Annotated in this window: 23 protein-coding genes and 1 riboswitch; of the genes, 11 read left to right on the forward strand and 12 right to left on the reverse strand. The window is 68.4% G+C overall.

What is annotated here, in order from left to right; all coding sequences use genetic code 11:
- Window positions 1-27 precede the first annotated feature (27 nt).
- Window positions 28-1,752, reverse strand: coding sequence for a cation:proton antiporter (locus A6W98_RS16020; RefSeq protein ID WP_042463151.1), 1,725 nt, complete (start codon window positions 1,750-1,752; stop codon window positions 28-30).
- A gap of 266 nt (window positions 1,753-2,018) precedes the next feature.
- Between A6W98_RS16020 and A6W98_RS16025 the strand changes: the two genes are divergently transcribed.
- Window positions 2,019-2,879 (forward strand): universal stress protein, encoded by an 861-nt coding sequence (locus A6W98_RS16025; RefSeq protein ID WP_042463153.1) that lies wholly within the window; start codon window positions 2,019-2,021, stop codon window positions 2,877-2,879.
- Between the two features lie 12 nt (window positions 2,880-2,891).
- On the opposite strand, the gene A6W98_RS16030 is transcribed toward A6W98_RS16025, so the two are convergent.
- Entirely contained in the window at window positions 2,892-3,287 is a 396-nt protein-coding gene (locus tag A6W98_RS16030; RefSeq protein WP_042463156.1) for a cysteine-rich small domain-containing protein, read from the reverse strand.
- A 156-nt stretch (window positions 3,288-3,443) separates the two neighbouring features.
- Window positions 3,444-3,640, reverse strand: a riboswitch (cobalamin riboswitch).
- Window positions 3,641-3,738: 98 nt separating this feature from the next.
- Between A6W98_RS16030 and A6W98_RS16035 the strand changes: the two genes are divergently transcribed.
- A complete protein-coding gene (locus A6W98_RS16035) occupies window positions 3,739-4,782 on the forward strand; it encodes a succinylglutamate desuccinylase/aspartoacylase family protein (RefSeq protein ID WP_042463159.1) in 1,044 nt (347 codons plus the stop codon).
- A 36-nt stretch (window positions 4,783-4,818) separates the two neighbouring features.
- Here A6W98_RS16035 and A6W98_RS16040 read toward each other — a convergent pair whose 3' ends face one another.
- Genes A6W98_RS16040 through A6W98_RS16050 form a run of 3 tightly spaced genes read right to left on the reverse strand, consistent with a single transcriptional unit; the run spans window position 4,819 to window position 7,101 of the window.
- Entirely contained in the window at window positions 4,819-6,174 is a 1,356-nt protein-coding gene (locus A6W98_RS16040) for an MATE family efflux transporter (protein ID WP_042463162.1), read from the reverse strand.
- Window position 6,175: 1 nt separating this feature from the next.
- Window positions 6,176-6,676, reverse strand: a complete 501-nt coding sequence (locus A6W98_RS16045) for a PaaI family thioesterase (protein ID WP_042463165.1) — start codon at window positions 6,674-6,676, stop codon at window positions 6,176-6,178.
- On the reverse strand, window positions 6,673-7,101 hold the full coding sequence (locus A6W98_RS16050) for a PaaI family thioesterase (RefSeq protein WP_042463167.1): 429 nt from the start codon (window positions 7,099-7,101) through the stop codon (window positions 6,673-6,675). The genes A6W98_RS16045 and A6W98_RS16050 overlap by 4 nt, the downstream gene beginning before the upstream one ends.
- Before the next feature lie 341 nt (window positions 7,102-7,442).
- Here A6W98_RS16050 and A6W98_RS16055 point away from each other — a divergent pair, with 341 nt between their 5' ends.
- From A6W98_RS16055 to A6W98_RS16080, 6 genes are all read left to right on the forward strand, one after another.
- The gene (locus tag A6W98_RS16055) at window positions 7,443-7,811 is read left to right on the forward strand and encodes a MerR family transcriptional regulator (protein WP_042463170.1); all 369 of its coding nucleotides are present in this window, start codon (window positions 7,443-7,445) and stop codon (window positions 7,809-7,811) included.
- 118 nt (window positions 7,812-7,929) lie between these two features.
- On the forward strand, window positions 7,930-8,331 hold the full coding sequence (locus A6W98_RS16060; protein WP_042463173.1) for a MerR family transcriptional regulator: 402 nt from the start codon (window positions 7,930-7,932) through the stop codon (window positions 8,329-8,331).
- Between the two features lie 36 nt (window positions 8,332-8,367).
- A complete protein-coding gene (locus A6W98_RS16065) occupies window positions 8,368-10,146 on the forward strand; it encodes an acyl-CoA dehydrogenase C-terminal domain-containing protein (RefSeq protein WP_042463175.1) in 1,779 nt (592 codons plus the stop codon).
- Window positions 10,147-10,568: 422 nt separating this feature from the next.
- Window positions 10,569-11,204 (forward strand): glutathione S-transferase family protein, encoded by a 636-nt coding sequence (locus tag A6W98_RS16070; RefSeq protein ID WP_042463178.1) that lies wholly within the window; start codon window positions 10,569-10,571, stop codon window positions 11,202-11,204.
- A 20-nt stretch (window positions 11,205-11,224) separates the two neighbouring features.
- A complete protein-coding gene (locus tag A6W98_RS16075; protein WP_042463180.1) occupies window positions 11,225-12,436 on the forward strand; it encodes an acetyl-CoA C-acetyltransferase in 1,212 nt (403 codons plus the stop codon).
- A gap of 11 nt (window positions 12,437-12,447) precedes the next feature.
- A complete protein-coding gene (locus tag A6W98_RS16080) occupies window positions 12,448-14,637 on the forward strand; it encodes a 3-hydroxyacyl-CoA dehydrogenase NAD-binding domain-containing protein (protein WP_042463182.1) in 2,190 nt (729 codons plus the stop codon).
- Here A6W98_RS16080 and A6W98_RS16085 read toward each other — a convergent pair.
- Complete coding sequence (locus tag A6W98_RS16085; protein WP_052678098.1) at window positions 14,625-15,359, reverse strand: Hint domain-containing protein; 735 nt, start codon at window positions 15,357-15,359, stop codon at window positions 14,625-14,627. The genes A6W98_RS16080 and A6W98_RS16085 overlap by 13 nt on opposite strands.
- Before the next feature lie 320 nt (window positions 15,360-15,679).
- On the opposite strand from A6W98_RS16085, the gene A6W98_RS16090 reads away from it, so the two are divergent.
- Window positions 15,680-17,311 (forward strand): AMP-binding protein, encoded by a 1,632-nt coding sequence (locus A6W98_RS16090; RefSeq protein ID WP_042463185.1) that lies wholly within the window; start codon window positions 15,680-15,682, stop codon window positions 17,309-17,311.
- A gap of 113 nt (window positions 17,312-17,424) precedes the next feature.
- Window positions 17,425-18,441 carry a hypothetical protein gene (locus A6W98_RS16095; RefSeq protein ID WP_042463187.1) on the forward strand — a complete coding sequence of 339 codons (1,017 nt, stop codon included), beginning with the start codon at window positions 17,425-17,427 and terminating at the stop codon, window positions 18,439-18,441.
- 455 nt (window positions 18,442-18,896) lie between these two features.
- On the opposite strand, the gene A6W98_RS16100 is transcribed toward A6W98_RS16095, so the two are convergent.
- From A6W98_RS16100 to A6W98_RS16125, 6 genes are all read right to left on the reverse strand, one after another.
- Window positions 18,897-19,418: an SPOR domain-containing protein gene (locus tag A6W98_RS16100; protein ID WP_042463189.1), complete on the reverse strand. Its 522-nt coding sequence runs from the start codon at window positions 19,416-19,418 to the stop codon at window positions 18,897-18,899.
- 65 nt (window positions 19,419-19,483) lie between these two features.
- Window positions 19,484-20,116, reverse strand: coding sequence for a uracil phosphoribosyltransferase (gene upp / locus A6W98_RS16105; RefSeq protein ID WP_042463192.1), 633 nt, complete (start codon window positions 20,114-20,116; stop codon window positions 19,484-19,486).
- Window positions 20,109-21,092, reverse strand: a complete 984-nt coding sequence (locus A6W98_RS16110) for an adenosine deaminase (RefSeq protein ID WP_042463194.1) — start codon at window positions 21,090-21,092, stop codon at window positions 20,109-20,111. Before A6W98_RS16110 ends, upp begins: the two co-directional genes overlap by 8 nt.
- Window positions 21,089-22,300: a phosphopentomutase gene (locus tag A6W98_RS16115; RefSeq protein WP_042463197.1), complete on the reverse strand. Its 1,212-nt coding sequence runs from the start codon at window positions 22,298-22,300 to the stop codon at window positions 21,089-21,091. Before A6W98_RS16115 ends, A6W98_RS16110 begins: the two co-directional genes overlap by 4 nt.
- Window positions 22,297-23,607, reverse strand: coding sequence for a thymidine phosphorylase (locus A6W98_RS16120; RefSeq protein ID WP_042463198.1), 1,311 nt, complete (start codon window positions 23,605-23,607; stop codon window positions 22,297-22,299). Before A6W98_RS16120 ends, A6W98_RS16115 begins: the two co-directional genes overlap by 4 nt.
- Window position 23,608: 1 nt before the next feature.
- A complete protein-coding gene (locus A6W98_RS16125; RefSeq protein WP_042463202.1) occupies window positions 23,609-23,998 on the reverse strand; it encodes a cytidine deaminase in 390 nt (129 codons plus the stop codon).
- 189 nt (window positions 23,999-24,187) lie between these two features.
- Between A6W98_RS16125 and prpE the strand changes: the two genes are divergently transcribed.
- Window positions 24,188-26,083 (forward strand): propionate-CoA ligase PrpE, encoded by a 1,896-nt coding sequence (prpE, locus tag A6W98_RS16130; RefSeq protein WP_042463206.1) that lies wholly within the window; start codon window positions 24,188-24,190, stop codon window positions 26,081-26,083.
- Window positions 26,084-26,201: the final 118 nt, after the last annotated feature.

Genomic DNA, 26,201 nt, shown 5'->3' on the forward strand with positions numbered 1-26,201 from the left:
CCGCCCCCCGCAGGGGACGGCTGCGGCTCAGGCGGGCTGCGGCGCCTCGCTGCCGATCCCGGGGATCGCGGTGCGCTCGGTCTCGGGCGCGCCGGTCAGAAGCTCGACGGCACGGTCGGCCGCGTCCTGGAACGGCTCGAGCACCAGATCGGCGCCCGCGCCCAGCAGATCCTGCGTATCGGCCGCATTATGCGAGGCCACCGCGATGCGGCCGCGAAAGCCCGCGCCGCGCGCAAGCTGGATCAGGGTGCGGCGGGTATCTTCCTGGGTCAGGCCCCCGGGCAGGATCGGCACGCTGGAGACCATCCAGGCGGCCTCGGCCAGCGGCAGTTCGGCCAGGAATTCCGGATCGCTGGCATCGCCATAGCAGGCCTCGATGCCCAGCGTCCGGGCCCGGCGCACGGCCTGCGGGTTGAAATCGACGCCCAGCACGTCGATGCCGCGCTTTTGCAGCCGCATCCCGATGGCGGTGCCGAACCGGCCGAGCCCGAAGATCAGGACCCCGGCCCGCGCCGCGCCGGCCGCGGCCCCGGCCTCGGGCTCGCGCGGGGTGCCGCGGCGCTCGAAGATGCCGAGCACCGGCTCGCAGAGATCGTACAGCCGGTGCGAATAGGTGATCATGTAGGTCGAGGCGGCGATGGTCACGAGCCCGACCATGGTGACAAGCCCCAGCGCCTCGGGCGCGACATGGCCGAGCGAGACCCCCATGGCGACGAAGATCAACGAGAATTCGCTGATCTGGGCCACCGTCAGCCCGGCGAGAAAGCCGGTGCGCTTGCGGTAGCCCATCGCCCCCATGATCGCCAGCACGATCAGCGGATTGCCGATCAGAACGAAAAGCGAGAACAGGATCGCCCCGGGCACATGCGCCCCCAGCAGCGACAGGTCGAGCGCGGCCCCCAGCGCGATGAAGAAGAACAAAAGAAGGAAATCGCGCAGCGGCGCCAGCCGGGCGGCGATGGTCTCGCGATAGGGGGTCGAGGCCAGCGCCACCCCGGCCAGCAGCCCGCCGACCTCCATGCCGAGCCCGACGAAATCGGCAAGCGCGGCGAAGATCGCGGCCAGGGCGATGGCGAAGATCACCAGAAGCTCGGGCGCGCGGGCCAGCCGCTCGGACAGCGGATCGGCGACATGGCGCACGAACAGGACCACCGCGCCGACCATGGCCAGCCCGAAGCCCAGAACCGACAGCACATTGCCCGTGCCATCGCCGCCGCCCTCGCCCGAGCCGATCCCGATCGCCGAGAGCACGATCATCGCCAGCACCACCACCAGATCCTGCACGATCAGGAAGCCAAGCGCGATCTGGCCATGCAGCGCGTCGATCTCGCGCTTGTCCGAGAGCAGCTTGACGATGATGATGGTCGAGGAAAAGGTCAGCGCCACCGCGACGTAAAGGCTGGTGACATGGCCGAGCCCCAGCCCAAGCCCGATCAGGTAGCCGAAGACCGAGGTGAAGGCGACCTGCCCCAGCCCGGTCAGAAGCGACACCGCCCCGAGCGACCGGATCAGCTTGACGTCAAGCTTGATGCCCACGAGGAACAGCAGCACCGCGATCCCGAGCTGCGACAAAAGGTCTATCTGGTCCGACGAGCGCACGATGTCGAGCGCCGAGGGCCCGGCGACCAGCCCGACCGCGATGAAGCTCACGATCAGCGGCTGGCGCAGCAGGAGGCCGACAAAGCCGAGGACGGCCGCCAGCACCAGAAGGGTCGCGACCTCGCCGAAGGGCGAATGCAGCAGCGCCTCCATCAGTGTGCCCTCCGCTGGAAAGGTGCCCGATCGGGCCCCGCGAGGACGAAGGCGACGGGAAGGAAAATGTCGGCGGGCGGGGGCGGCTGCGGCAAGAGGGTCATGGGCGGGCCCTTGTCTTTCAAAATGATCCGGGCTCACATAAGTACTTCTTCGAAAAGGTAAACGACCCTGGCCGGAATTGACGCAGTGCCGCTTGCGGCCGCGGCCGGGTGATCCGCGCAGGACAGGCGCGCCGGGCAGTGGGCTGGGGAGGGAGGCTGGCGATGAAGACCATATTGGTGGGCACCGATTTCTCCGAACGCTCGGACCGCGCCCTGCGCCGCGCCACGCTTCTGGCGCGCCAGACCGGTGCCGCGCTGAAGCTTGTGCATGTGGTCGATGACGACCTGCCGGTCAGGATCGTCGAGGCCGAGCGCGAGGCCGCGACCGGGCTTCTGCAACAACAGGCGGAGACGCTGCGCGCGCATGACGGGCTCGACTGCAGCGCCCATGTCGTGCTGGCCGATCCCTTTGCCGGGCTGATCGAGGCCGTGCCCCAGCTTGGCGCCGATCTGCTGGTGATCGGGCCGCACCGGCGCCAGCTTCTGCGCGATGTCTTCGTCGGCACCACCGCCGAGCGCACGATCCGCGCCGCCGCCTGCCCGGTGCTGATGGCCAATGCGCCGCCCGTCGGCCCCTATCGCCACGCGCTCTTGGCGACCGACCTGTCCCCGGGCTCGCGGGGCGCGTTGCGGCGCTTTGGCGGGCTCGGCTTCGGCCACCGGCTGCGCGGCTCGGTGCTGCATGTCTTCGACGCGACCGAAGCGGCCATGATGCGGATCCACGCCACCCGCGAGGACGACCGGGAGGCGCATCTGCGCGAGGCGGGGGCCGAGGCCGCACGCGCCTTAAGCGCGTTCCTGCGCGACCTGCCGCAGGGTCCGATGGTCGAACTGGTGCGCCACCGCAACGGCAGCGCGGCCTCCGAGATCCTCGCCGCCGCGGCCGAGACCGAGGCCGATCTGATCGTGGTCGGCACCCAGAGCCGCGGCGCGTTCGAAACCATGGTTCTGGGCAGCGTCGCCCGTCAGGTTCTGCGCAGCTCCACGGCCGACGTGCTGGCGGTTCCGCCCGGCGCGGCCTGAAGCCCCGTCCTCTCAGTCCCCGCCGTCCCCTGCCGCGTCCGCCTCGCGGCGACGCCGGTGGATCTCCTCGGCATCGTTGGGCTTCGGCGGGCGCGGGCGGCGGACCGGCGGGTCGGTCTGCGGCTTGCCCGACCAGGGCTGCGGATATTCCAGCCAGCGCTGGATGAAGTTCCAGGATTGCAGATAGCCGTCATGCGGCAGGGTGCAGGCCGAACAGTCCTTGCGGGTCAGCCCGTTGGCATCGGTATAGGTCTGGTAGGGCCCGGGGCATTCATAGGCGATCAGCGGACAGTAGCAGAACAGGCAGTTGAATTCGCGCGCCACGCCCTTGTGACAGGGCAGGAACGGGCAGGCGCTGTTGGTGAAGCCCTTGAAGGCCTCGTTGTCGGTCAGGTCCTTGGGTTGCATGGCGCAACTCCTTCCGGTCGGCGGCCGCGGCCGGGCCAGCCCCGGGCCGGTCAGCGGCAGGATGAAGGCCGGGCCCGCCCCCGAAGCGAAGGCGGATCGCGGCCGCTTGCCCCGGCAATGGCGCCCGGCCCGGGCGACCGGGCACGCCATCCGGGCGGGCGGTTCGGCGCGCTGGCAGGTCTCCTGGCTTGCGGGTCTCGGCCGGTCCGCCCGCCTTCCCGGCCCGGGCGATGCCGGTTCCGGTGGCGGTTCGGGGCGGGGGCTCGCCGCTGACAGTTGCGGGGGCAGCGCCGGAATTGCACCGGCTTCCCTTTTCACTCCCTTGCGGAAGCACCAGAACGCCCACCATCAATGGGGGCCGGGCCCGCCGCTGTCAATCCGCAGGGCCCTTGCCAGCGCCCCCGGCCCGGCGCTATTGCGTGACGATGAGCTGCTTGCCGACAGAAGCCAGATGACGGCGCGCGCGGAGTTCACGCTTGGCCGCGAGACCGTGCCCCCCGGCAGCCGCCGCACGGTGGACCTGCCGGTCTCGGTCCTGTCCGACCACACCCCGGTCACGCTTTCGGCCCATGTCGTTCATGGCCGCCGCCCCGGCCCCGCGATGTTCGTGACCGCGGGCGTCCATGGCGACGAGGTGATCGGGGTCGAGATCGTGCGCCGGCTCCTGAGCCTGCCGGTGCTCGGCGCGCTGCGCGGCACGCTGATCGCGATCCCCATCGTCAACGCCTTCGGCTTTCTCAACCTGTCGCGCTACCTGCCCGACCGGCGCGACCTGAACCGCTGCTTTCCCGGATCGTCGGGCGGCTCGATGGCCGCGCGGCTTGCGCATCTGCTGGTCGAGGAGGTGGTCGGCCGCTGCCAGATCGGCATCGACCTGCATTCGGCGGCGGTCCATCGCACCAACCTGCCGCAGGTCCGCGTGGTGCCGGACGATCCCGAGCTGGCCCGGCTGGCCCGGGTCTTCGCCGCCCCGGTGGTGCTGAGCTCCGAGGCGCGGCAGGGCTCGCTGCGCGAGACCGCGGCGCGAATGGGCGTCCAGATACTGCTTTACGAAGGTGGCGAGGGGCTGCGCTTCGACGAGGTCGCGGTCAGGGCCGGGCTCGCGGGCGTGCTGCGGGTGATGTTCGACCGCGGCATGATCCCGGCCAAGGGCGTGCCGAAGGCCCGGCGCGCGCCGCTCGACTGCCGGGTGTCGCGCTGGCTCCGGGCGCCGCAGGGCGGGCTCCTGCGCACCTACCGGTCCGAGGGCGACGTGGTGGCCGAGGGCGAGCTGCTGGCGGTGGTCTCGGACCCGTTCGGCGAGATCGAGACCGAGATCCGCGCCACCGAGCCCGGCATCATCGTCGGCCGGGCCATGCTGCCGGTGGTGAACGAGGGCAATGCCGTCTTTCATCTGGCCGCGATCGCGCCCGCCGACCGCGCCGAGGACCGGATCGGCGCCTGGGCCAGCGAGGTCGCGGCCGGGCAGCTCTTCGACGAGGACGAGATCCTCTAGGCCCGCAACTTCGACGCCTATATCTGGGGGAAGGGCCTAGCCGCCCTGCCCGCTCCGCGCCGCCGCCTCGAGCGCGAGATAGCGCAGCCCCAGCGTCACGCCGCGCGCCACGAAGGCCACCAGAAGCGCCAGCCAGAGCCCGTGATTGCCGAAGACCGGCACCAGCAGCGCCACGGCAAGGGCGTAGATCGCGGCGGAAAGGGCCATCATGTTGCGCATGTCCGCGGTACGGGTGGCGCCGATGAAGATGCCGTCGAGCATCCAGGCCGCAAGCCCCGCGACCGGAGCGGCCACCATATAGGGCAGATACACCCGCGCCTCGGCCCGCACCTCGGGCGCGGTCGTCATCAGATCGACGATGGCCCCGCCTCCGAACGCGAAGGCCGCGGCCAGCCCGATCACCGAGACCAGCCCCCAGCCGCTGGTCAGCACCGCGCCGCGCCGAAGTGCTGCGACCGAGCGCGCGCCCATCGCCTGACCGACCAGCGCCTCAGCGGCAAAGGCGAAACCGTCAAGCGCATAGGCGGTGATCTCGAGAAATTGCAGCAGCACCTGATTGGCCGCCAGCGGCACGTCGCCGAACCCCGCACCGACAAAGAGAAAGGACAGCATGATCCCCTGCAACAGCATCGAGCGGATCAGGATGTCGGTATTGACCCCGGCGATATGCCGGAGCCGCGCCCGGTCGAAGACCCGCGCCCAGGCGCGCCAGGCGATATCGCGAAACGCCGCGCGGCACAGCCAGAGCCCCAGGATCAGCCCCGACCATTCGGCAAGAACCGTGGCCGCGGCCACCCCCGGCACGCCCCAGCCCAGCGCCAGCACGAAGACCAGATCCAGCGCGACGTTGAGCCCGTTCATCCAGAGCTGGATCGCCAGCACCGCGCGGGTCCGCTCCTGCCCGATCAGCCAGCCGGTCAGCCCGTAAAGCGCGATGGTCGCCGGGGCCGACCAGATCCGGACCGCCATGTACTGGCTGGCAAGGCCCTCGACCTCAGCGCTGGCGGGCGCAATCCCCAGCGCGGCAGTGAAAAGCGGCCCCTGCAGCACGATCAGGCCCAGCCCGGCGGCGGCCGCGATCATCAGCACCCGGGTCAGCATCGCGGCCACCTCGGCCGCATCGCCCGCGCCGCGGGCCTGTGCGGTCAACCCGGTGGTGCCCATCCGCAGGAAACCGAACATCCAGTACAGAGCGGCCAGCACCACCGCGCCGACCCCGACCGCGCCGATGGGCGCGGCCTCGCCGATCTGGCCGACGACGCCGGTATCGACCGCGCCCAGGATCGGCACGGTGACATTCGACAGCACGATCGGCAGCGCGATGGCCAGCACCCGGCGATGTCCGAGGCGCAGGGGCGGCGTCATGTCCGGGCGGGCGACGGCCTCCGTCATGTCACGTGGGCATCAGGAAATGGCCGGTCGCCTGGGCGAAAAGCCGGGCGCGGTTGTCCTGCCAGGCCTCGACATGGACGCTGGCATAGCGCCGCCCCGAGCGGTTGACGCGGGCCCGGGCATAGGCGTCGCGCGGCAGCCCCGGACGCAGGTAATCGACCGTGAAATCGATGGTCTTGGGCAGGCGCGGCAGGGTCTCGGGGGTCAGCGTCGCGGCCTCCAGCCTGCCGCTTTCCAGATCGTCCCAGATCATCGCCCAGGACAGGCCGACAATGGCCGTCAGCTCGAGAAAGGCCGCGGTCGCGCCGCCATGCAGCGCGGGCAGCGCCGGATTGCCGATCAGTGCCTCGTGAAACGACATCACCCCGGTAAGCTCGTCGCCGCGCCGGTCGAAGGAGATCCCGAGGAACCGCGCATAGGGCAGCCCCTCGACCAGCGCCGCCAGCGCCGCATCGCGCCGCTGCTTGACGATCTGCACGGGTTCGGGGGGGCGACGGCTCATGCGGCACCCCCGTCGGCGGTGAAGGTCCCGGTCGCGGTCGCCACCGGATGGTCGCGGTCGTCATCGGTCGCGGTCGCGCGCACGAAGGCGACCGAGCGGGTCACGTGATAGCATTCGGCCCGCGCCACCAGCCGCTGGCCCGGGGTCGCGGTACGCATGTAATCGATACGGAGCGAGATCGTCGCGGTCTGGCCCGGCCCCTCGGGATGGCTGATCACGGCGGTGCCGCCGCAGGTGTCGAGCAGCGCCGAAACCGCGCCGCCGGAAATCACGCCGCCATGCGGATCGCCCACCAGGCGCGAATCATAGGGCATGGACAATTCGGCCCGGCCGTCGCCCAGCGCGTCGACCTGCATCGACAGGGCGTGGGAATGCGGAATGGCCTCGATGAAACGGCGCGCGAGATCGGTTTTCGGATCGCTCATGATGGTCTCCCTCTGCGCCGGTTATTGGGTCTGCCCCCGATCCCTGCAAGCTCAAAATCCGGCCCCCCGCAGCGATGGCGGCACCCGTCGGGCGGGGGACGACCCACGTTCCGCGCGCGCCCCGGCCGGGTCTGTGCGGACCGCCCCGGCATGCCTGCCATGGACCGGCCGGACAGGGTGTTCCGATTTATGGAACCCGAAAGCAGAAGTTAACGCTGCGTAAGGTTCGTCGCTGACCCGAAAGGCGAAAAAACAAGCCGGATGAGGTATATAACCGAATTGATCCGCCCCCCAGAATTGCCTTAGCTATTAGCACAGAAATAGCTGGTAGATTTGAGGCAATGTCGGATGTTCGTCTGAATTTCAAAGAGATGTGCGCCAGGTTCGATGTGACGCCCCGCACATTGCGTTATTACGAATATATCGAGCTGCTGAGCCCGACAAAAAGCGGACGGTCTCGATTTTACGGCCCGCGCGAAGTGGCGCGCATGACGCTGATCCTCAGGGCGCGCCGGTTCGGCTTCAGCCTCGAGGAAATCCGGCAATGGCTGCTGATCTATGACGAACAGGGCAGAGAGGCGCAGATGGCGGCTCTGGTCGGGCTGGCCGACCGCCAGCTCAAGGTGCTGCGCGATCAGCGCACCCAGCTCGACGCCTCGATCGAAGAGCTGCAGACCCTGCGGGACGCCGCCGCGACCGGCCAGGCCTGACCGCCTCCCCCTCTATCCCCTGCGACGTTGCGTTACGTTTACGTAAGCGTAAACAAAACTTGAATCCCATGGCAAAAGCGCGCAGATTTTGGATCTGTGTGATGTATCCGGACGACCAATGACCGACGAGTTGATGACCATTCGCCAGATGTGCGATGCTTTCGATGTGACCGCGCGTACCCTGCGGTTCTACGAGTCCAAAGAGTTGATCTCTCCCCTGCGCGAGGGCCAGCGGCGGCTTTATGGCCGGCGCGACCGGGCGAGGTTGAAGCTGATCCTGCGTGGCAAGCGCTTCGGGTTCAGCCTCGAGGAAATCCGGCAGATGCTGGATCTTTACGATCTTGACGACGGACAGGAGACCCAGTTTCGCCGCACCTGCGAGCTGGCCCGCGAGAGGCTGGCAGCGATGGAGCGGCAACGTGTCGAACTGGACGATGCCATTTCGGAACTGAGACGCCAGCTTGCCTGGGGAGAGGCGAAGCTGGAGCACTTCGAAAAAAGGAAACCCGCCGCCGAATGAAAGATGCGGTTGGGATGACGTTCAAGGGAGGAACGCATGCCGATCTACACCCCACCGACCGAGGACATGCAGTATCTTCTGCATGATGTGCTTAAGATCGGCGGCTCCGGCATCCCCGGCTATGCCGAGCTCGACCGCGAGTTCACCGGGGCGATCCTGGGCGAGGCCGGCAAGCTCGCCGCAGAGGTCCTGGCGCCGCTGAATGCCAGCGGCGACGCCGAGGGCTGCCATCTGGAAAACGGGGTGGTGCGCACGCCCGGGGGCTTCAAGGCCGCCTATGATCAGATCTGCGCTGGCGGCTGGATCGGGCTCGACATGCCCGAAGAGGTCGGCGGGCAGAACATGCCCTATCTGATCAACTCGGCGGTGGGCGAGATGTTCGTCTCGGCCAACATGGCGCTCAACATGTATCAGGGGCTGAGCCACGGGGCGATGTCGGCGATCCTCGCCCATGGCTCGGACGAGCAGAAGGCCACTTACGTGCCCAAGATGGTCGCGGGCACCTGGTCGGGCACGATGAACCTGACCGAGCCGCAATGCGGCACCGATCTGGGCCTGATCCGGACCCGCGCCGAGCCGCAGGAGGATGGAACCTACGCCATCACCGGCACCAAGATCTGGATCTCGGCCGGCGAGCATGACCTGACCGAGAACATCGTCCATCTGGTGCTGGCACGGATCCCCGGCGGTCCCGAGGGGATCAAGGGCATCTCGCTTTTCATCGTGCCGAAATTCCTGCCCGACGAGAACGGCGCTCCGGGCCGGCGCAACGGCGTGGCCTGCGGCGGGCTGGAACAGAAGATGGGCATCCATGCCAATGCCACCTGCGTGATGAATTACGACCGGGCGACCGGCTTTCTCATCGGCGAGGAACACAAGGGCATGCGTGCCATGTTCACGATGATGAACGAGGCCCGGCTGGGCGTCGGGCTTCAGGGCTATGCGCAGGGCGCGGTCGCCTATCAGAACGCGCTGGCCTTCGCGCAGGAGCGGCTGCAGGGCCGGGCGCTGGGCGATCCGGCCAATCCCGACGGACCGGCCGACCCGATCCTCGTCCACCCGGATGTACGCCGCAACCTGATGGATCAGAAAAGCTTCGTCGAGGGCGCCCGGGCGCTGACCTTCTGGGGCGCGCAGATGATCGACCGCGCCCACCGGATGCAGGATCCGGAGGCCGAGGCGATGATCTCGCTCCTGACCCCGGTCATCAAGGGCTTCCTGACCGACAAGGGTTTCGAGACGACGGTGCTGGCGCAACAGACCTATGGCGGCACCGGCTTCACCCGTGCCGCGGGCGCCGAGCAATTCGTGCGCGATGCCCGCATCGCCATGATCTACGAGGGTACCAACGGGGTTCAGTCTCTTGACCTTGTCGGCCGCAAGCTCGGGCTGAATGGCGGCAAGGCGGTGATGGCCTTCTTCGAGCTGGTCAAGGCCTTCATCGCGGAACATGAAGACGATGCCGCACTGAAGCAGGATTTCCTCGACCCGCTGAAATCCGCCTCGAAGGACCTGCAGGCGGCGGCGACCTATTTCATGGCAGAAGGCATGAAGACCCCGGAAAACGCGCTCGCCGGAAGCTACGACTTCATGCATCTCTTCGGCCATGTCTGCCTCGGACTGATGTGGTCGAGAATGGCGGTGGCCTCGCGGGCCGCGCTGGCCGCGGCGGAGGGCAATGCCGCCTTCCACGAGGCGAAGCTGGTGACCGGGCGCTATTACATGGCGCGGCAATTGCCCGCCACGGCGCTGCATCTCGCGCGCATCCGCAGCGGGGCAGAGCCGGTCATGGCTCTCGACGCGGCGAATTTCTGATCGGCGCGGCCTCAGGGCCGCCCGCCTCCGCATCATCGGACAGAGAACATGCCGAAACGCTTGCGCCAATGCTTGCGCCCATATCGGCGCGCCCTGCACCGCCCCGGACGATCCTCCCGGACGGTGGATGTCGCGCCATGGGTATTTTTACCAAGAAGAAGGCGGAAGAGACTGGCCCTCCATCGGGGCGGCACCCCCGGGCGGTACCGGGGTGCAGGCGCGGGATGGAGGGCCTTCTCCTTGGGCGGTCATCGGCTCCCCAGCCTGTACCGCACCCCGATCCTGCGCGCGGCCGGATTAAGATCGGGTTTCCCGAAAACAGGTTTCGGGCTTCTTCTTGGCGAAAATACCCATGACAGGACGTCGCGACCGGGCGGGGCGCCGGGGCAACGCGGCACCGCAAGACAGAGGAAAGGCGCGGAATGACGATCAGGCTCTATTGCTTCGGTGAAAGCGGCAATGCCTACAAGGCGGCGCTGACCCTGACACTGGCCGGTCTCGACTGGGAACCGGTCTATGTCGATTTCTTCAATGGCGGCGCACGGAGCCCGGATTTCCTGGCACTGAACCCGATGGGCGAGGTCCCGGTCATGATCGCTGAGGGCGTGACCTTCACGCAATCGGGCACCATGCAGCTTTGGGCCGCCGAGCAAAGCGGCCGGTTCGACGGACGCGATGCCGCCGAGACGCGCGAGGTGCTGCGCTGGATGTTCTGGGACAATCACAAGATGTCGGGCCAGGCCGGAAGCCTGCGTTTCCTGATGAACTTCCTGCCCGAGGAGAAACGGCCGCAAGAGGCGATCCGCTGGCTGTCGGGCCGGGTGAAGGCCGCCTTGCAGACGCTCGAGCGGGTCTTGCAGGACCGCGACTGGCTGGTCGGCGACAGCCCCACCACGGCCGATTTCGCCTGCTGCGGCTACCTGTTCTACCCCGAGCCCTTCGGCTTCGACCGCAAGGCCTTTCCCGCCATCGACGCCTGGCTCGGCCGGATCGAGGCCCTGCCCGGCTGGAAGCACCCCTATGACATGATGCCCGGCTCGCCCGCCGACCGGGCCTGAGAGTTCGACGAGGAGGACAAATGACAGACGCTTTCATCTACGACGCCGTCCGTACCCCGCGCGGCAAGGGCCGCAAGGATGGCAGCCTGCACGAGGTGACCTCGCTCCGGCTTTCGGCGCTGGTTCTCGACGCGCTGAAGGAGAGGAACGGGCTCGAGGGCCACGCCGTCGAGGACGTGATCTGGGGCAATGCGACCCAGGTCGGCGAACAGGGCGGCTGCCTCGCGCGGAGCGCGGTGCTGGCCTCGGGGCTTGACGAGTCGATCCCGGGGCTGTCGATCAACCGGTTCTGCGCCAGCGGGCTCGAGGCCGTGAACCTTGCCGCGAACCAGGTGCGCGCCGGCGCGGGCCGGGCCTATATCGCGGGCGGGGTCGAGATGATGGGCCGGGTTGCCATGGGCAGCGATGGCGCCGCCATCGCGGTCGATCCCAGCCTTGCCATGAAGACCTATTTCGTGCCGCAGGGGATCTCGGCCGACATCATCGCGACCGAATACGGCTTTTCCCGCGACGATGTCGACGGGCTGGCCGTCGAAAGCCAGAAGCGCGCGGCGAGATCCTGGGAGGAGGACCGCTTCGCGAAATCGATCTTGCCGGTCAGGGACGTGAACGGGCTGACCATCCTCGGGCGAGACGAATACATGCGCCCGGGCACCGACATGCAGACGCTGGGCGCGCTCAAGCCCTCGTTCAAGGAGATGGGCGAGACGATGCCGGGCTTCGACCAGCTTGCCCTGATGAAATACCCGCATCTTGAACGGATCGAACATGTCCACCATGCGGGCAACTCGTCGGGCATCGTCGACGGCGCCGCGGGCATCCTGATCGGCGATGCCGAATTCGGCAAGGCGCATGGGCTCACGCCCCGGGCGCGCATCCGGGCCAGCTGCAAGATCGGCACCGATCCGACCATCATGCTGACCGGCCCCGTGCCCGCGACCGAGAAGATCCTGAAAGATGCCGGCATGCAGATTTCCGACATCGACCTGTTCGAGGTGAACGAGGCCTTCGCGGCCGTGGTGCTGCGGTTCATGCAGGCCTTCGATGTCGACCCTGCCGTGGTGAACCCCTGCGGCGGCGCGATCGCGCTGGGCCATCCGCTGGGCGCGACCGGGGCGATCATCCTCGGCACGCTGCTGGACGAGCTCGAACGCACCGGCAAGGGCACCGGGCTTGCCACGCTTTGCGTCGCCTCCGGCATGGGCGCCGCAACGATCATCGAACGGGTCTGAGGGAGGCGAGAATGGCCGAATTTCATTACAAGACCGATGCCGACGGCATCGCGACCATCACCTGGGACGTGCCGGAAAAAAGCATGAATGTCCTCAGCCTGACCGGGATCGAGGAGCTCAACGCCCATATCGACAGCGCGCTTGCGGATGATGCCGTGACGGGCGTGGTCATCACCTCGGCCAAGAAGGATTTCGCGGGCGGGATGGACCTGAATATCATCGCCCGGATGAAAGAGGAGGCGGGCGACGACCCGGCGCGCGGGCTTTTCGAGGGCACCATGCGGCTGCACGGCCTGCTTCGGAAGATCGAGCGCGCGGGCATGGACGATCGCAACAAGGGCGGCAAGCCGATTGCCGCCGCCCTGCCCGGCACCGCGCTGGGGATCGGGCTGGAACTGCCGCTGGCCTGTCACCGGATCTTTGCCGCCGACAATCCCAAGGCCAAGATCGGCCTGCCCGAGATCATGGTCGGCATCTTCCCGGGCGGCGGCGGCACCACGCGGCTGGTGCGCAAGCTGGGTGCGATGGGGGCCTCGTCCTTCCTGCTGGAAGGCAAGCTGTCGGACCCGAAGAAGGCGAAAGCCGCAGGCCTGATCGACGAGGTCTGCGAGGACCCGGTGGCGGCCGCCCGCGCCTGGGTCTTGTCCGAACCGAACATCGTCAAGCCCTGGGACGAGCGGGGCTACAAGATGCCCGGCGGCGCGCCCTATCACCCGGCGGGCTTCATGACCTTCCTCGGGGCCTCGGCCATGGTGCATGGCAAGACCAAGGGGGTCTACCCGGCCGCCAAGGCTTTGCTGTCCGCCGTCTACGAGGGCGCGCTGGTACCCTTCGACACCGCGCTGAAGATCGAGGCGCGCTGGTTCACCCATGTGCTGATGAACCCGTCATCGTCGGCGATGATCCGGTCGCTCTTCATCAACAAGGAGGCGCTGGAAAAGGGCGCGGTCCGGCCCCGGGACGTGCCCGATCAGGCGGTCAAGAAGCTCGGCATCCTCGGCGCGGGCATGATGGGCGCGGGCATCGCGCTGGTCTCGGCCCAGGCCGGGATCGAGGTGGTGCTGGTCGACCAGAGCCAGGAGGCCGCCGACAAGGGCCGCGCCTATACCGCGGCCTACATGGACAAGGGCATCAAGCGCGGCAAGGCCAGCCCCGAGAAGAAGGCCGAAATCCTCGGCCGGATCACCGCGACCACCGATTACGAGGCGCTGAAAGGGGCAGACCTGATCGTCGAGGCGGTGTTCGAGGACCCCGGCATCAAGGCAGAGGTCACGAAGAAGGTGCAGGCCGTGGTGGACGGGAATTGCATCATTGCAACCAACACCTCGACCCTGCCGATCACCGATCTGGCCAAAGCGGCGGACCGGCCCGAGGACTTCATCGGCATCCACTTCTTCAGCCCGGTCGAGAAGATGCTGCTGGTCGAGATCATCCGGGGCAAGGCCACGGGGGACAGGGCCGTGGCCAAGGCGCTCGATTTCGTGCGCCAGATCCGCAAGACCCCCATCGTGGTGAACGATGCGCGCTTCTTCTACGCCAACCGCTGCATCATCCCCTATATCAACGAGGGCATCCGGATGGTGGCCGAAGGCGTCGCGCCCGCGCTGATCGAGAACGCGGCCAAGCTTGTCGGCATGCCGCTGGGGCCGCTGCAACTGGTGGACGAGACCTCGATCGACCTCGGCGTCAAGATCGCCAAGGCAACGAAGGCCGCGATGGGAGAGGCCTATCCCGACGACGCCGTGGACGAGGTGATCTTCTGGCTGGCCGACGAGGGCCGGCTGGGCCGCAAGGCAAAGGCCGGCTTCTATGCCTATGACGAGGCGGGCAAACGGACCGGGCTCTGGGACGGGCTTGCCGCCAAGTTCCCGCCCGCGGCGGATCAGCCGGACCTGCACGAGGTACAGCACCGGTTGCTCTTCGCCCAGGTGCTGGAGGCGGTGCGGGCGCTGGAGGACGGCGTGCTGATGGACATCCGCGAAGGCGATGTCGGCGCGATCCTCGGCTGGGGCTTTGCGCCCTGGTCGGGCGGGCCGCTGTCCTGGCTCGACATGATCGGGCCGGGCCGGGCCGTCGCGCTTTGCGAGGATCTGACCGCGCGGCATGGCGACCGCTTCGCGCCGCCCGCCCTGCTGCGTGAGATGGCCGACAAGGGCGAGAGCTTCTATGCCCGCTTCGCCCCCGATGCTCAGGCCGCGTGACGAAGCAGCGCGTCAAGCAAGGGCACGGTCTGAACCATGGGCAGCCGGGGCGGGATCGCCGCCCCGGCATGCGCGCCTTCCAGCGCCGCCACGATCCGCCGGGCCTCGTCCAGCCCGGGCGTGATGCCGCAACAGGGCATCTCGGGCCGAAGATCCTCCGGACGGTCCGTCGCGCCGGCGCCCTCCCCCTGCCAGGAGCGACAATGCACCCGCGCCGCGCCATTGGCATAAACGCTTCCGGGCGCATCGAAGGCGATCGAGACGACGCAGACATCCGCAGGAGGCGCCACCCGCCGGATCCCCATCACGCCCGCGAGCATGCGCGCGGGCAGCAGCACGAAGCGCTCGGCATGGGTCTCGGCGGCATGGGCGGCGTCGATCAGCACCCTCTGTTCGGGCAGCAGTGTCAGCCGGCGCCGGTTGCCAAGCGCACCGGCGGGCACCTCGAGCGGCCAGAGCGGCGGCGGACAGGCCGATGGCCCCTCCCAGAGACAGCCCCGCTCGATCCTGCGGACCGGCTGCGCGCCCCGCTCGACGGTCAGCACGCAATCGCCCGGCTTTAGAAGCTCGACCGGACGGCATCCCTCGCGGGTCGCGACCCTGGTCCCGGCGCGGAAGCCCCGGGCGAGGCCGACCGGCGGCAACGCTCCGGCCGCATCCCCGGCAGCCGCCACCAGTTCCGCAACAGGCCGCGTGCCGAGAAAGTCGATCTTGAAGACCATCGCGATTGCTCTCCGTTCCGGGCCCTCGCCGGATCGGGATCCCGACCGGCGGCGCAGTGCATTCAAGGCGGTAGGTTCAAGGCGGTGCGTTCAAAGACGTGTCGGGCCGAAGGCGCGACTGGAAAGATTCTAAGCCAGAAACCCGGCTCGATTGGGACGCGATACGGCCGGCATTGCGGCAAGGACGTGCCCTTCCCGCCGCAGGGACGGCGGCGGAAAAGCGCGGCCCCGGTCTTCGGCGGCGCCGAGACCCCTTCCCTCCGGCGGAGGCTCTGGCCAAGATCGGAGCGGGAGCGCGTAACGAATGAGGGAGGTGGGCCATGGGATGGCTGTCCGATGAAACCGGTCTGGAGAAATGTGCGGCGAATTATGTGCCGCTGACGCCATTGTCTTTCCTCAAGCGGGCGGTGCGGGTCTTTCCCGACCGGACCGCGCTGGTCTATGGCAAGCGGCGCTACAGCTACCGGCAATACCATGACCGGGTGACGCGGCTTGCCTCGGCGCTGGCCGCGATGGGGGTGAAACCCGGCGACGTGGTGGCGACGCTGTTGCCGAACGTCCCCGCCCAGGTCGAGGCGACCTGGGCCGTGCCCGCCTGCGGAGGGGTTCTGAACACCATCAACATCCGGCTCGACGCCAATACCGTCAGCTACATCCTCGACCATGGCGGGGCGAAGGTGCTGCTGGTCGACCCGCAATTCCTGCCGCTCGCGGCCGATGCGCTGGAGGATCTCGAAGGCGAACGCCCGATCATCATCGAGGTCGGCGACGACCCCGAGGGCGTGCATGATTTCGGCGATTTCCCCGAATACGAGGACGTGCTGGCCGGGGCCGATCCCGATTTCGAGTGGATCATGCCCGAGGACGAGTGGGAAAGCCTCGCGCTGAACTACACCTCGGGCACCACCGGGCGGCCCAAGGGCGTGGTCTATCACCATCGCGGCGCCTATCTGAACGCGATGGGCCAGATCGTCAGCTGGCGTCTGGTGATGCACCCGACCTACCTGACCATCGTGCCGCTGTTCCACTGCAACGGCTGGTGCCACACCTGGATGATCGCGGCGCTTGGCGGCACCGTCATCTGCTGTCGCGACATCACGGCCCGCGCCATCTATGACGCCATCGCCGATGAGGGCGTGACCCATTTCGGCGGCGCGCCCATCGTGATGAACATGATCGTCAATGCCAGGGACGAGGAGCGGCGCGACTTCGACCATATCGTCGAGGTCTTCACCGCAGGCGCCCCGCCCGCCGCCGCGACCCTCGCCGCGATCGAGCCGCTGGGCTTCAACATCACCCATGTCTACGGGTTGACCGAGACCTATGGCCCGGCAACGGAATGCACTTGGCGGGCCGAGGACTGGGACGGGCTGCCGACCGAGGAGCGGGCCCGGATGAAGGCGCGTCAGGGCGTGGCCATGCCCTTCATGGAGGACGTGACCGTTCTGGATCCGAAAACCATGGAGCAGGTGCCGATGGACGGCCAGCACCAGGGCGAGATCATGTTCCGCGGCAATGGCGTGATGAAGGGCTACCTGAAAAATCCCCGCGCCACCCGCGAGAGCTTCAAGGGCGGCTGGTTCCATTCCGGCGATCTGGCCCATCAATGGGAGGATGGCTATTTCGAGATCGCCGACCGGGCCAAGGACATCATCATCTCGGGCGGCGAGAATGTCAGCTCGGTCGAGATCGAGGGCGTGTTGATGCACCATCCCGATGTGCTTTTATGCGCGGTTGTGGCCAAGCCCGACGAGAAATGGGGCGAAGTGCCCTGCGCCTTCGTCGAACTCAAGGATGGGCACAAGGTCGATGGGGATGCGCTGATCGCCTTCGCCCGCGAAAGGCTGGCGGGCTTCAAGACGCCCAAGCGCGTGGTGTTTCAGGACCTGCCCAAGACCTCGACCGGCAAGATCCAGAAATTCGAGCTGAGAAAGGTCGCCAAGGCGCTTTAGGCCCGCAGGCGGCCCGGCGCCGCAGTCCGGCGTTGTGACATTGTGGGCCGCGGCCGGGTGGGCTATCGTCCGGCCGCAAACCCCGCGCAACCAGAAGGCAAGACCAGCCGCCCATGACGGCGCTCAAGAAATTCCAACGCCTCGAAAGCCCGGGCCTCTGGCGCGAAAGCCCCGAGGCCCAGCGCCGCGACGTGATCCTGTCCTTCGGCAACGCCTCGCTGATGGTCTCGGACAGTGCCGAACGGGTGCTGACCCATTGGTCGCTGGCCGCGCTCGAGCGGCTCAATCCCGGCCAGATGCCCGCGCTTTACTCGCCCGGCGCCGATAGCGGCGAGACCCTCGAGATCGAGGACGATCTGATGGTCGACGCGCTCGAGACCGTGCGCAAGGCCATCGGCCGCGCCCGGCCGCGCCCCGGACGGCTGCGGATCTGGATCGTCGCGGCGACGGCTGCGGGCATCGCCGCGCTGGCGCTGTTCTGGCTGCCGGGCGCGCTGGTGCGCCAGACCGTGGCTGTCGCCCCGCCCGAGATCCGCGCCGAGATCGGCCAGGCGGTGCTGGCGCGGATGGCCCGCGCCGCGGGAACCCCCTGCGAGCGGGCGGGCGGCCAGCGCGCACTCGACCGGCTGAGCGCGCGGCTTCTGCCCGGCAGCGGCAAGCGGGTGCGCGTCCTGCCCGGCGGGCTGCCGCGGGCGCTGCATCTGCCCGGCGGGCTGATCCTGCTGAACCGGGCACTGGTCGAGGACCATGAGGACGTGGCCGCCGTGGCGGGCTTCATCCTGACCGAGGATCTGCGCGCCACCCGGTCCGACCCGCTGGCCGACCTGTTGCGCGCGGCCGGGCCGCTGGCGACCTTCCGGCTGCTGACGACCGGGACCCTGCCCGAGGCGGCGCTGTCGGATTATGCCCGCGAGGTTCTGATCGCCCCCGAAGCCCCCCTGCCCGAGGCCGAGCTGCTGGCCCGGTTCCGGGAGGCGGGCCTGCCCTCGACCCCCTATGCGCTGGCACTCGATGTCACCGGCGAAAGCCAGCGCGGCCTGATCGAGGGCGATCCGCTGCGCGGACGCGAGACCGATCCGCCGATTTCGGATGGCGACTGGCTGCGCCTGCAGGCGATCTGCGGCGGTTGACCCCCGCACGGGCCGGACTGCCCGAGCCGGACTGCTCCGCCCGCCGGCATGGAACGATCCCGTCATGGACAGGAAGGCGAGCGCCCGGCCGGACATCCTCCTGAAGCTGCGCGAGGTTGGCGCCACGCGGCAGAGCCGCGACCGGTGGCCAGGCATGTCGACATGAGCGCGCGCCCCGCTGCCGCGACCCGCGGGCTCGGAGCAGAGAACCGGCGTCCGGCGTGCCGTCTCTGAGCGGCCCCTCGACAGGATGATCCCGGGCGTGGCGGCATGGGCAGAAAGGGCCGTCTCGGAAACGGTCCGGGGCACCGCTTCAGGCCCGGGCGGGCGGGAGGCCCCGAGCCGCTCGCGCCCAAGCAACGGCATCGGCCATAGACGGCGGCGGTCTGGCGGCCAAGGCCTCAACAACCGTCAGATTGGACCGCCCGGATGGGGCCGCTCAGGCGGATGGGCCCTCAGCGTCCGGTCGCGACCGGCGCGTAGCCCGCCCCGACCAGGGCGCCGCGGGCCCGGCCCATGCTGTCGCGATCGCCGAAGGGACCGGCGAAGATGACCGTCACCAGCGCATCACCGGCCATCATCCGTCCCTGCCGCGCGGGCAGGCCCAGACGGCGCAGATCCGCCACCGCCTCTGCCGCCGCACCGGCTTCGGTAAAGGCCCCGACCTGGATATAGCGACGGCCCGGAGCTGCAACACCGGCCACCGGCGCCTCTGCCACGGCCGGCCGCCGGGCGGGATCGACAAGGCGCTGCGGAACCTGTTCGGTCCAGACGCGCCGCATCTGGGCATCGCCCCATTCGGTGCGCGGCCCGCGCAGCGGATTGAGGCGATCGTCTTCCCAGACCTCGCGATAGCCATGAGGCGGCTGCAGCGGCACCGCCCCGGCGGCGACCGGGTCGGCCCGGACCGCGCCCGTACCGCCCGCGCAAAGCGCAAGCGCGACGGTCACGGCCTGACAGTATATCGGAAAGCGCATGTCGATCTCACCCGTTTGTCCGAAATCGTGCCACCGCCTCCGGAAGGTGTAAAGCCTGAACTCAGCTACCGCGTGCCGAACATCCTGTCGCCCGCATCGCCGAGCCCCGGCATGATATAGCCCTGCTCGTCCAGCCGCTCGTCGAGCGAAGCGGTCACGATCGGCACATCGGGATGGGCCTCCTTCATCCGGGCAACCCCTTCGGGGGCGGCCAGCAGGCACATGAAGCGGATGTCATTGGCCCCGGCCTGCTTCAGCAGATCGACCGCCGCGGCCGAGGAATTGCCGGTGGCCAGCATCGGGTCGACCACGATCACCAGCCGGTCCTTCAGATCCTGCGGCACCTTGAAGTAATACTGCACCGGCTGCAGGGTTTCCTCGTCGCGGTAAAGGCCCACGAAGCCCACCCGTGCCGAGGGCACCAGTTCCAGCACCCCGTCGAGCAGGCCGTTGCCCGCCCGCAGGATCGAGATCAGCGCCATCTTCTTGCCCGCCAGCACCGGCGCATCCATCTCGCGGAGCGGGGTCTCGATCCGCCGCGTGGTCATTTCCAGCTCGCGGGTGATTTCATAGGCCAGCAACTGGCTGATCTCGCGCAGAAGCTGCCGAAACTCGGCGGTCGATGTGGCCTTGTCCCGCATCAGCGTCAGCTTGTGCTGCACCAGCGGGTGGGTAACGACGGTCAGATGGTCATACATCGGCGGCCTCCAGGCGTGTCTTGAGCTTTGCGCGGGTCTCCGCATCGCAGAAGGCGGAGTCAAGCGCCACCCGGTTCATCGCGGCAAAATCGCTGTCTTCCCAGCCGAAGATCTCGGCCAGCCGGGCATATTCGCGCCGCATCGTGGTGTGGAAGAAGGGCGGATCGTCGGTCGAGACGGTCAGCTTGACGCCCGCGCGCCTGAGCCGCTCGACCGGATGCGCGGCCAGCGACGGGTAAAGCCCCAGCGCCACGTTGGACCCGGGACAGATTTCCAGCACCGTGCCCGCCTCGACCAGATGATCGACAAGGCCCGGATCCTCGATGGCGCGCACACCATGACCGATGCGGTCGACCCTGAGATCGGCCAGCGCCTCGCGCACCGAGGCCGGACCGCTCCATTCGCCGGCATGGACGGTCAGCCCCAGCCCGGCCTCGCGGGCCATGTCGAAGGCATAGGCGAAATCGCGCGGCCGCCCGCGACGCTCGTCGCCCGCCATGCCGAAGCCGACGACGAAATCGCCCGCCGTCTCGGCGGCGCAAAGCGCGGCCTCGCGCGCCCTGTCGGGACCGAAATGGCGGATGCAGGTCACATTGGCGCGCAGCAGGATGCCCTGCCCCTCGGCCCGTCCGGCGGCCTCGCGGATCGCCTCGAGATGGTCGACCCAGGCCGAGAGATCGCAGCCGCCGCAGAAATCGGGCGCGAGGAAGGTCTCGAGATAGATCACCCCCTCGGCCGCGGTCTCCTCCAGCACGGCCGATGTCAGCCGGGCATAATCCTCGGGCGTCCTCAGCGCCGAGGAGGCGGCCTCGTAGGTGTCCAGAAACTGCAGGAAATCGCCGGTGACATAGCCGCCATCGGCATCGAAGATGCGGGAAATATCCAGGTTTCGCGCCCGCGCCATGTCGCGGATCAGGGCCGGCGGCGCCGCGCCTTCCAGGTGGTGGTGCAATTCGATCTTGGGCAACTCGGTCACAGGAAACTCCGTCCGGGGCCTTGGGGGGGAATGCCGAGATGGGTGGCGATGCTGGCAGCGGTATCGGCAAAGGCGCGCAGGCCCAGCGCGCGCGTGCCGCGGCCGGCGCCGATCACCGGCACCCGCTCGCGGGTATGGTCGGTGCCGCGCCAGGTCGGGTCGTTGCCGTGATCGGCGGTGATCAGCACCAGATCGCCGGGCCGCATCCGTCCGAGGATGCGCGGCAGGGCGGCATCGAACCATTCCAGCGCCCGGGCATAGCCCGCCACGTCGCGGCGATGGCCGTAAAGGCTGTCGAACTCGACGAAATTGGCGAAGGTCAGGCTGCCCTCGGGCGCCTCTTCCATCAGATCGGCCCAATGGGTCATCAGGTCGGCATCGGGGCCGGTCCGGACCTCGTCGATGCCGCGCATCGAGAAGATGTCGCCGATCTTGCCGATGGCCTGCACCCGCCGCCCCTCGGCCTGCACCCAGTCGCACAGCGTGGGTGCAGGCGGCGCCATCGCGTAATCGTGGCGATGGGCGGTCCGGGTGAACCCCGTCTCGGGGGTGCCGATGAAGGGCCGCGCGATGACCCGGCCGATCCGCATCTCATGCAGCCGGGGCGCGATCGCCGCGCAAAGCGCCTGCAGCCGCGCGCGGCCGAAGACCTCTTCATGGGCGGCGATCTGGAAGACGCTGTCGGAGGAGGTGTAGAGGATCGGCCAACCGGTCCGCATATGCTCGGCGCCGAGCCGGTCGAGGATCTCGGTGCCCGAGGCGTGGCAATTGCCAAGCGTGCCCCCGGTTCCGGCGATCCGGCGGATCTCGGCCAGAAGGTCTTCGGGAAAGGCCGGGACCTCGCGCGGGAAATAGCTCCAGTCCCAGGGCAGCGGTACCCCGGCCAGCTCCCAATGGCCCGAGGGCGTGTCCTTGCCGCGCGAGACCTCGGTCGCCGCGCCCCAGAGCCCCTGCGGTTCGGCGTCAAGCCCCGGCGCGCCCTCGCCCGAGGCCAGACGGATCGCGGCCCCCAGCCCCAGCGCATCGAGATAAGGCAGTTTCAGCGCGCCGGAGCGGCCGGTCTCGGCGCGGCCTTCGGCACAGGCCCTTGCGATATGGACAAGCGTATTGGCACCGGTATCGGGCTGGCCTGCATTGAAGAACTCGGCGGCATCGGGCGCGCCGCCGCAGCCGACCGAATCCATCACCGCCAGGAAGGCCCGGGTCATCGCAACAGCCTCCGCTGCACCAGAGGCGGGATCCCGGGCGTCTCGTCGCCCAGCGTGAAGGCCGCGCGCACCTGCCCGGCCACCGCCTCGGCATCGGTCTCGCTGGCGGCATGGATGATGGCCAGCGGCTCGCCCGGCGCGATCCGGTCGCCCAGCGCCGCCATCTCGGCCAGCCCCACCGCCGGATTGATCCGGTCGCCCTCGCGCCGCCGCCCGCCGCCAAGCGCCACCACCGCGCGCCCCAGCGCCGCGCCGTCGATGGCCTGCACGATGCCGCCCGCGGGGGACGCGACCTCGCACAGCACGGGGGCCGCGGGCAGCCGGTCGGGCCAGCGCTCGATGAAATCGGCCGGACCGCCCAACTCGGCGACCATCTCGCCGAATTTGAGCACGGCATCGCCGCTCTCGATCGCGCGGCCGATACGCTGCGCGCCATCGGCGGCATCGGCGGCCAGCCCCCCCAGCGCCAGCACCTCTCCGCCAAGCGCACAGGTCAGATCCCAGAGCGCGGGCGTGACGCCGGTGCCGGTCAGGGTCTCCATCACCTCGATCACCTCGAGCGCATTGCCCGCCGCGCCCACCAGCGGCTGGGACATGTCGGTGATCAGCGCGGCCGTCATGCAGCCCGCCCCCTGCGCCGTCGCGACCAGCGCGCGGGCCAGATCCTCGGCCTCGTCCATGTCCTTCATGAAGGCGCCCGAACCGACCTTGACGTCGAGCACCAGCGCCTCGAGCCCGGCGGCCAGCTTCTTCGAGAGGATCGAGGCGGTGATCAGGTCGATGCTCTCGACCGTGCCCGAGACATCGCGGATCGCGTAAAGCCGCCGGTCGGCGGGGGCGATGTCGTCCGAGGCGCCGACGATGGCGCAGCCGACCTGGGCGGTGATCGATTTCAGTCCGGCGAGCGAGACCTCGCCGCGATAGCCGGGAATCGATTCGAGCTTGTCGAGCGTGCCGCCGGTATGGCCGAGCCCCCGCCCCGAGATCATCGGCACGAACGCACCGCAGGCGGCCAGCGCCGGGGCCAGCGCCAGCGAGACGCAATCGCCGATGCCGCCGGTGGAATGCTTGTCGAGCACCGGCCCCGGCAGGTTCCACTCGATCACCTTGCCGCTGTCGCGCATCGCCCGCGTCAGCCCGACCCGCCCGGGATCGCTCAGCCCGTTCAGAAGCACCGCCATGGCAAAGGCCCCGGCCTGGGCATCGGTCACCGCGCCGGTGGCGAGGCCCTCGGCGAACCAGCGCAGATCCTCGTCGGTCAGGGCTTCGTCATCGCGGACCCGCGCGATGATGCTGCGTGCATCCATGTCAGTCGCCCATATGCGCGGGCGCGAAGGCCCCGGGCAAAAGCTCGGCAACGGTGACGACCCGGCTGGCGCCGCCGGTCGTGGCCAGCGTCACCGGAACCCCAGGCGCGGCGAATTCGGCCAGCTTCTGACGGCACCCGCCGCAGGGCGGCACCGGATCGGGGCTGTCGGCGATCACCGCCACCTCGCGGATCTCGCGGCAGCCGGCCGCCACCATGGCGGCAATCGCGCCGGCCTCGGCGCAGGTGCCTTCGGGATAGGCCGCGTTCTCGACATTGCAGCCGACATGGATCCGTCCATCCGCCCCCAGAATGGCTGCCCCGACCTTGAAGCGCGAATAGGGGGCATGGGCGTTTTCGCGCACTGCGCGGGCAGCGGTCAGTAGCGGCATCGGATCCTCCGTTTCCACGACAATCTGCGGTGCCGCCGCGACCGATGCAAGCCCGGCCGGACTCGCGACGATTCCGCGCGGCTGGCGGGCGATTGCGCTAACATTCGCGCAATCGAGAGTTTCTATCTTGCGCCCCAGCAACTCGCTGCGTAACAGAATTGCGCCAGCTACGCGGAGGGAAGGAAAATCATGTCATATGCCGAGGTCTACGAGCAGTGGAAAGCGGACCCCAACGGCTTCTGGATGGAAGCCGCGGAGGCGATCGACTGGGTGGAGAAACCCTCCAAGGCGCTGTTCGACGAGAATGCCCCGAATTACGAATGGTTCAACGACGGCATGGTCAACACCTGCTGGAACGCGGTCGACCGCCATGTCGAACAGGGCCGCGGCGAACAGGTCGCGATCATCTATGACAGCCCGATCACCCATACCAAGCGCGAGATCACCTATGTCGAGCTGCGCAACCGCGTGGCGACGCTGGCGGGGGCGCTGCGCGACAAGGGCGTGACCAAGGGCGACCGGGTCATCATCTACATGCCGATGATCGTCGAGGCGCTGGAGGCGATGCTGGCCTGCGCGCGGCTGGGCGCGGTGCATTCGGTGGTGTTCGGCGGCTTTGCCGCGCATGAGCTTGCGGTGCGGATCGACGATGCCAAGCCGAAATGCATCATGGCCGCCTCCTGCGGGATCGAGCCGGGCCGTCTGGTGCATTACAAGCCGCTGCTGGACGGCGCCATCGACCAGGCCACCCACAAGCCCGAATTCTGCGTGATCTACCAGCGCGAACAGGAAGTGGCGCAACTGACCGAGGGCCGCGACGTCAACTGGCACGGCTTCCAATACGGCGTTCAGCCCGCGGAATGCGTGCCGGTCGAGGGCAACCACCCGGCCTATATCCTCTATACCTCGGGCACGACCGGCCAGCCCAAGGGGGTGGTGCGTCCGACCGGCGGCCATCTGGTGGCGCTGAACTGGACCATGAAGAACATCTACAACCTGGACCCGGGCGACGTGTTCTGGGCCGCCTCTGATGTCGGCTGGGTCGTTGGCCACAGCTATATCTGCTATGCGCCGCTGATCCACGGCAACACCACCATCGTGTTCGAGGGCAAGCCCGTGGGCACGCCCGATGCCGGCGTGTTCTGGCGGGTGATCTCGGAACACAAGGTGAAGAGCTTCTTCACCGCCCCCACCGCCTTCCGCGCCATCAAGCGCGAGGACCCGAATGGCGAATTCGTCAACAAATACGACCTGACCGGGCTCAAGGCGCTGTATCTCGCGGGCGAACGCGCCGATCCCGACACGATCAAATGGGCGCAGCGGATGCTGGGCGTGCCGGTGATCGACCACTGGTGGCAGACCGAAACCGGCTGGGCCATCGCGGGCAACCCGCTGGGGATCGAGAAGCTGCCGGTGAAGGTGGGCTCGCCCTCGGTGCCGATGCCGGGCTATGACATCCACATCCTCGACGAGGGCGGGCACGAGGTCGGCCCGAACACCTTGGGCGCGATCGCGGTCAAGCTGCCGCTGCCTCCGGGCACGCTGCCCACGCTGTGGAACGCGCATGAGCGGTTCGAGAAATCCTACCTCGCCCATTTCCCCGGATATTACGAAACCGGCGATGCGGGCTACAAGGACGATGACGGCTATCTCTATATCATGGCGCGGACCGACGATGTCATCAACGTCGCCGGGCACCGGCTCTCGACCGGCGCGATGGAAGAGGTGCTGGCCAGCCATCCCGAGGTCGCCGAATGCGCGGTGATCGGCGTGGCCGACGAGCTGAAGGGGCAGTTGCCGATGGGCTTTCTCTGCCTCAATGCGGGCTGCAGCCGCGACCATGGCGAGATCGTCCGCGAATGCGTCAGGCTGGTGCGCGACCAGATCGGCCCGGTCGCGGCCTTCAAGCTGGCCTGCATCGTCGACCGGCTGCCCAAGACCCGGTCGGGCAAGATCCTGCGCGGAACCATGTCCAAGATCGCCGACGGGATGGATTTCAAGATGCCCGCGACCATTGATGACCCGGCGATCCTCGACGAAATCGCCGATGCGGTGAAGCGGCTGGGCTATCCGCAGGCGGCCTGAGCCGCTGTTCCGGGGCCCCACACCGGACCCCGGAACAGGCCCCGGATCGAAAAAAGCTCTGAAATTGAAGCCGACGCAGGGACAATCTTGCGTTGGCTCTCGTATTTTTTACCATTAC

Origin of the sequence: Rhodovulum sulfidophilum DSM 1374 (assembly GCF_001633165.1) — a bacterium.
Lineage (GTDB): Bacteria > Pseudomonadota > Alphaproteobacteria > Rhodobacterales > Rhodobacteraceae > Rhodovulum > Rhodovulum sulfidophilum.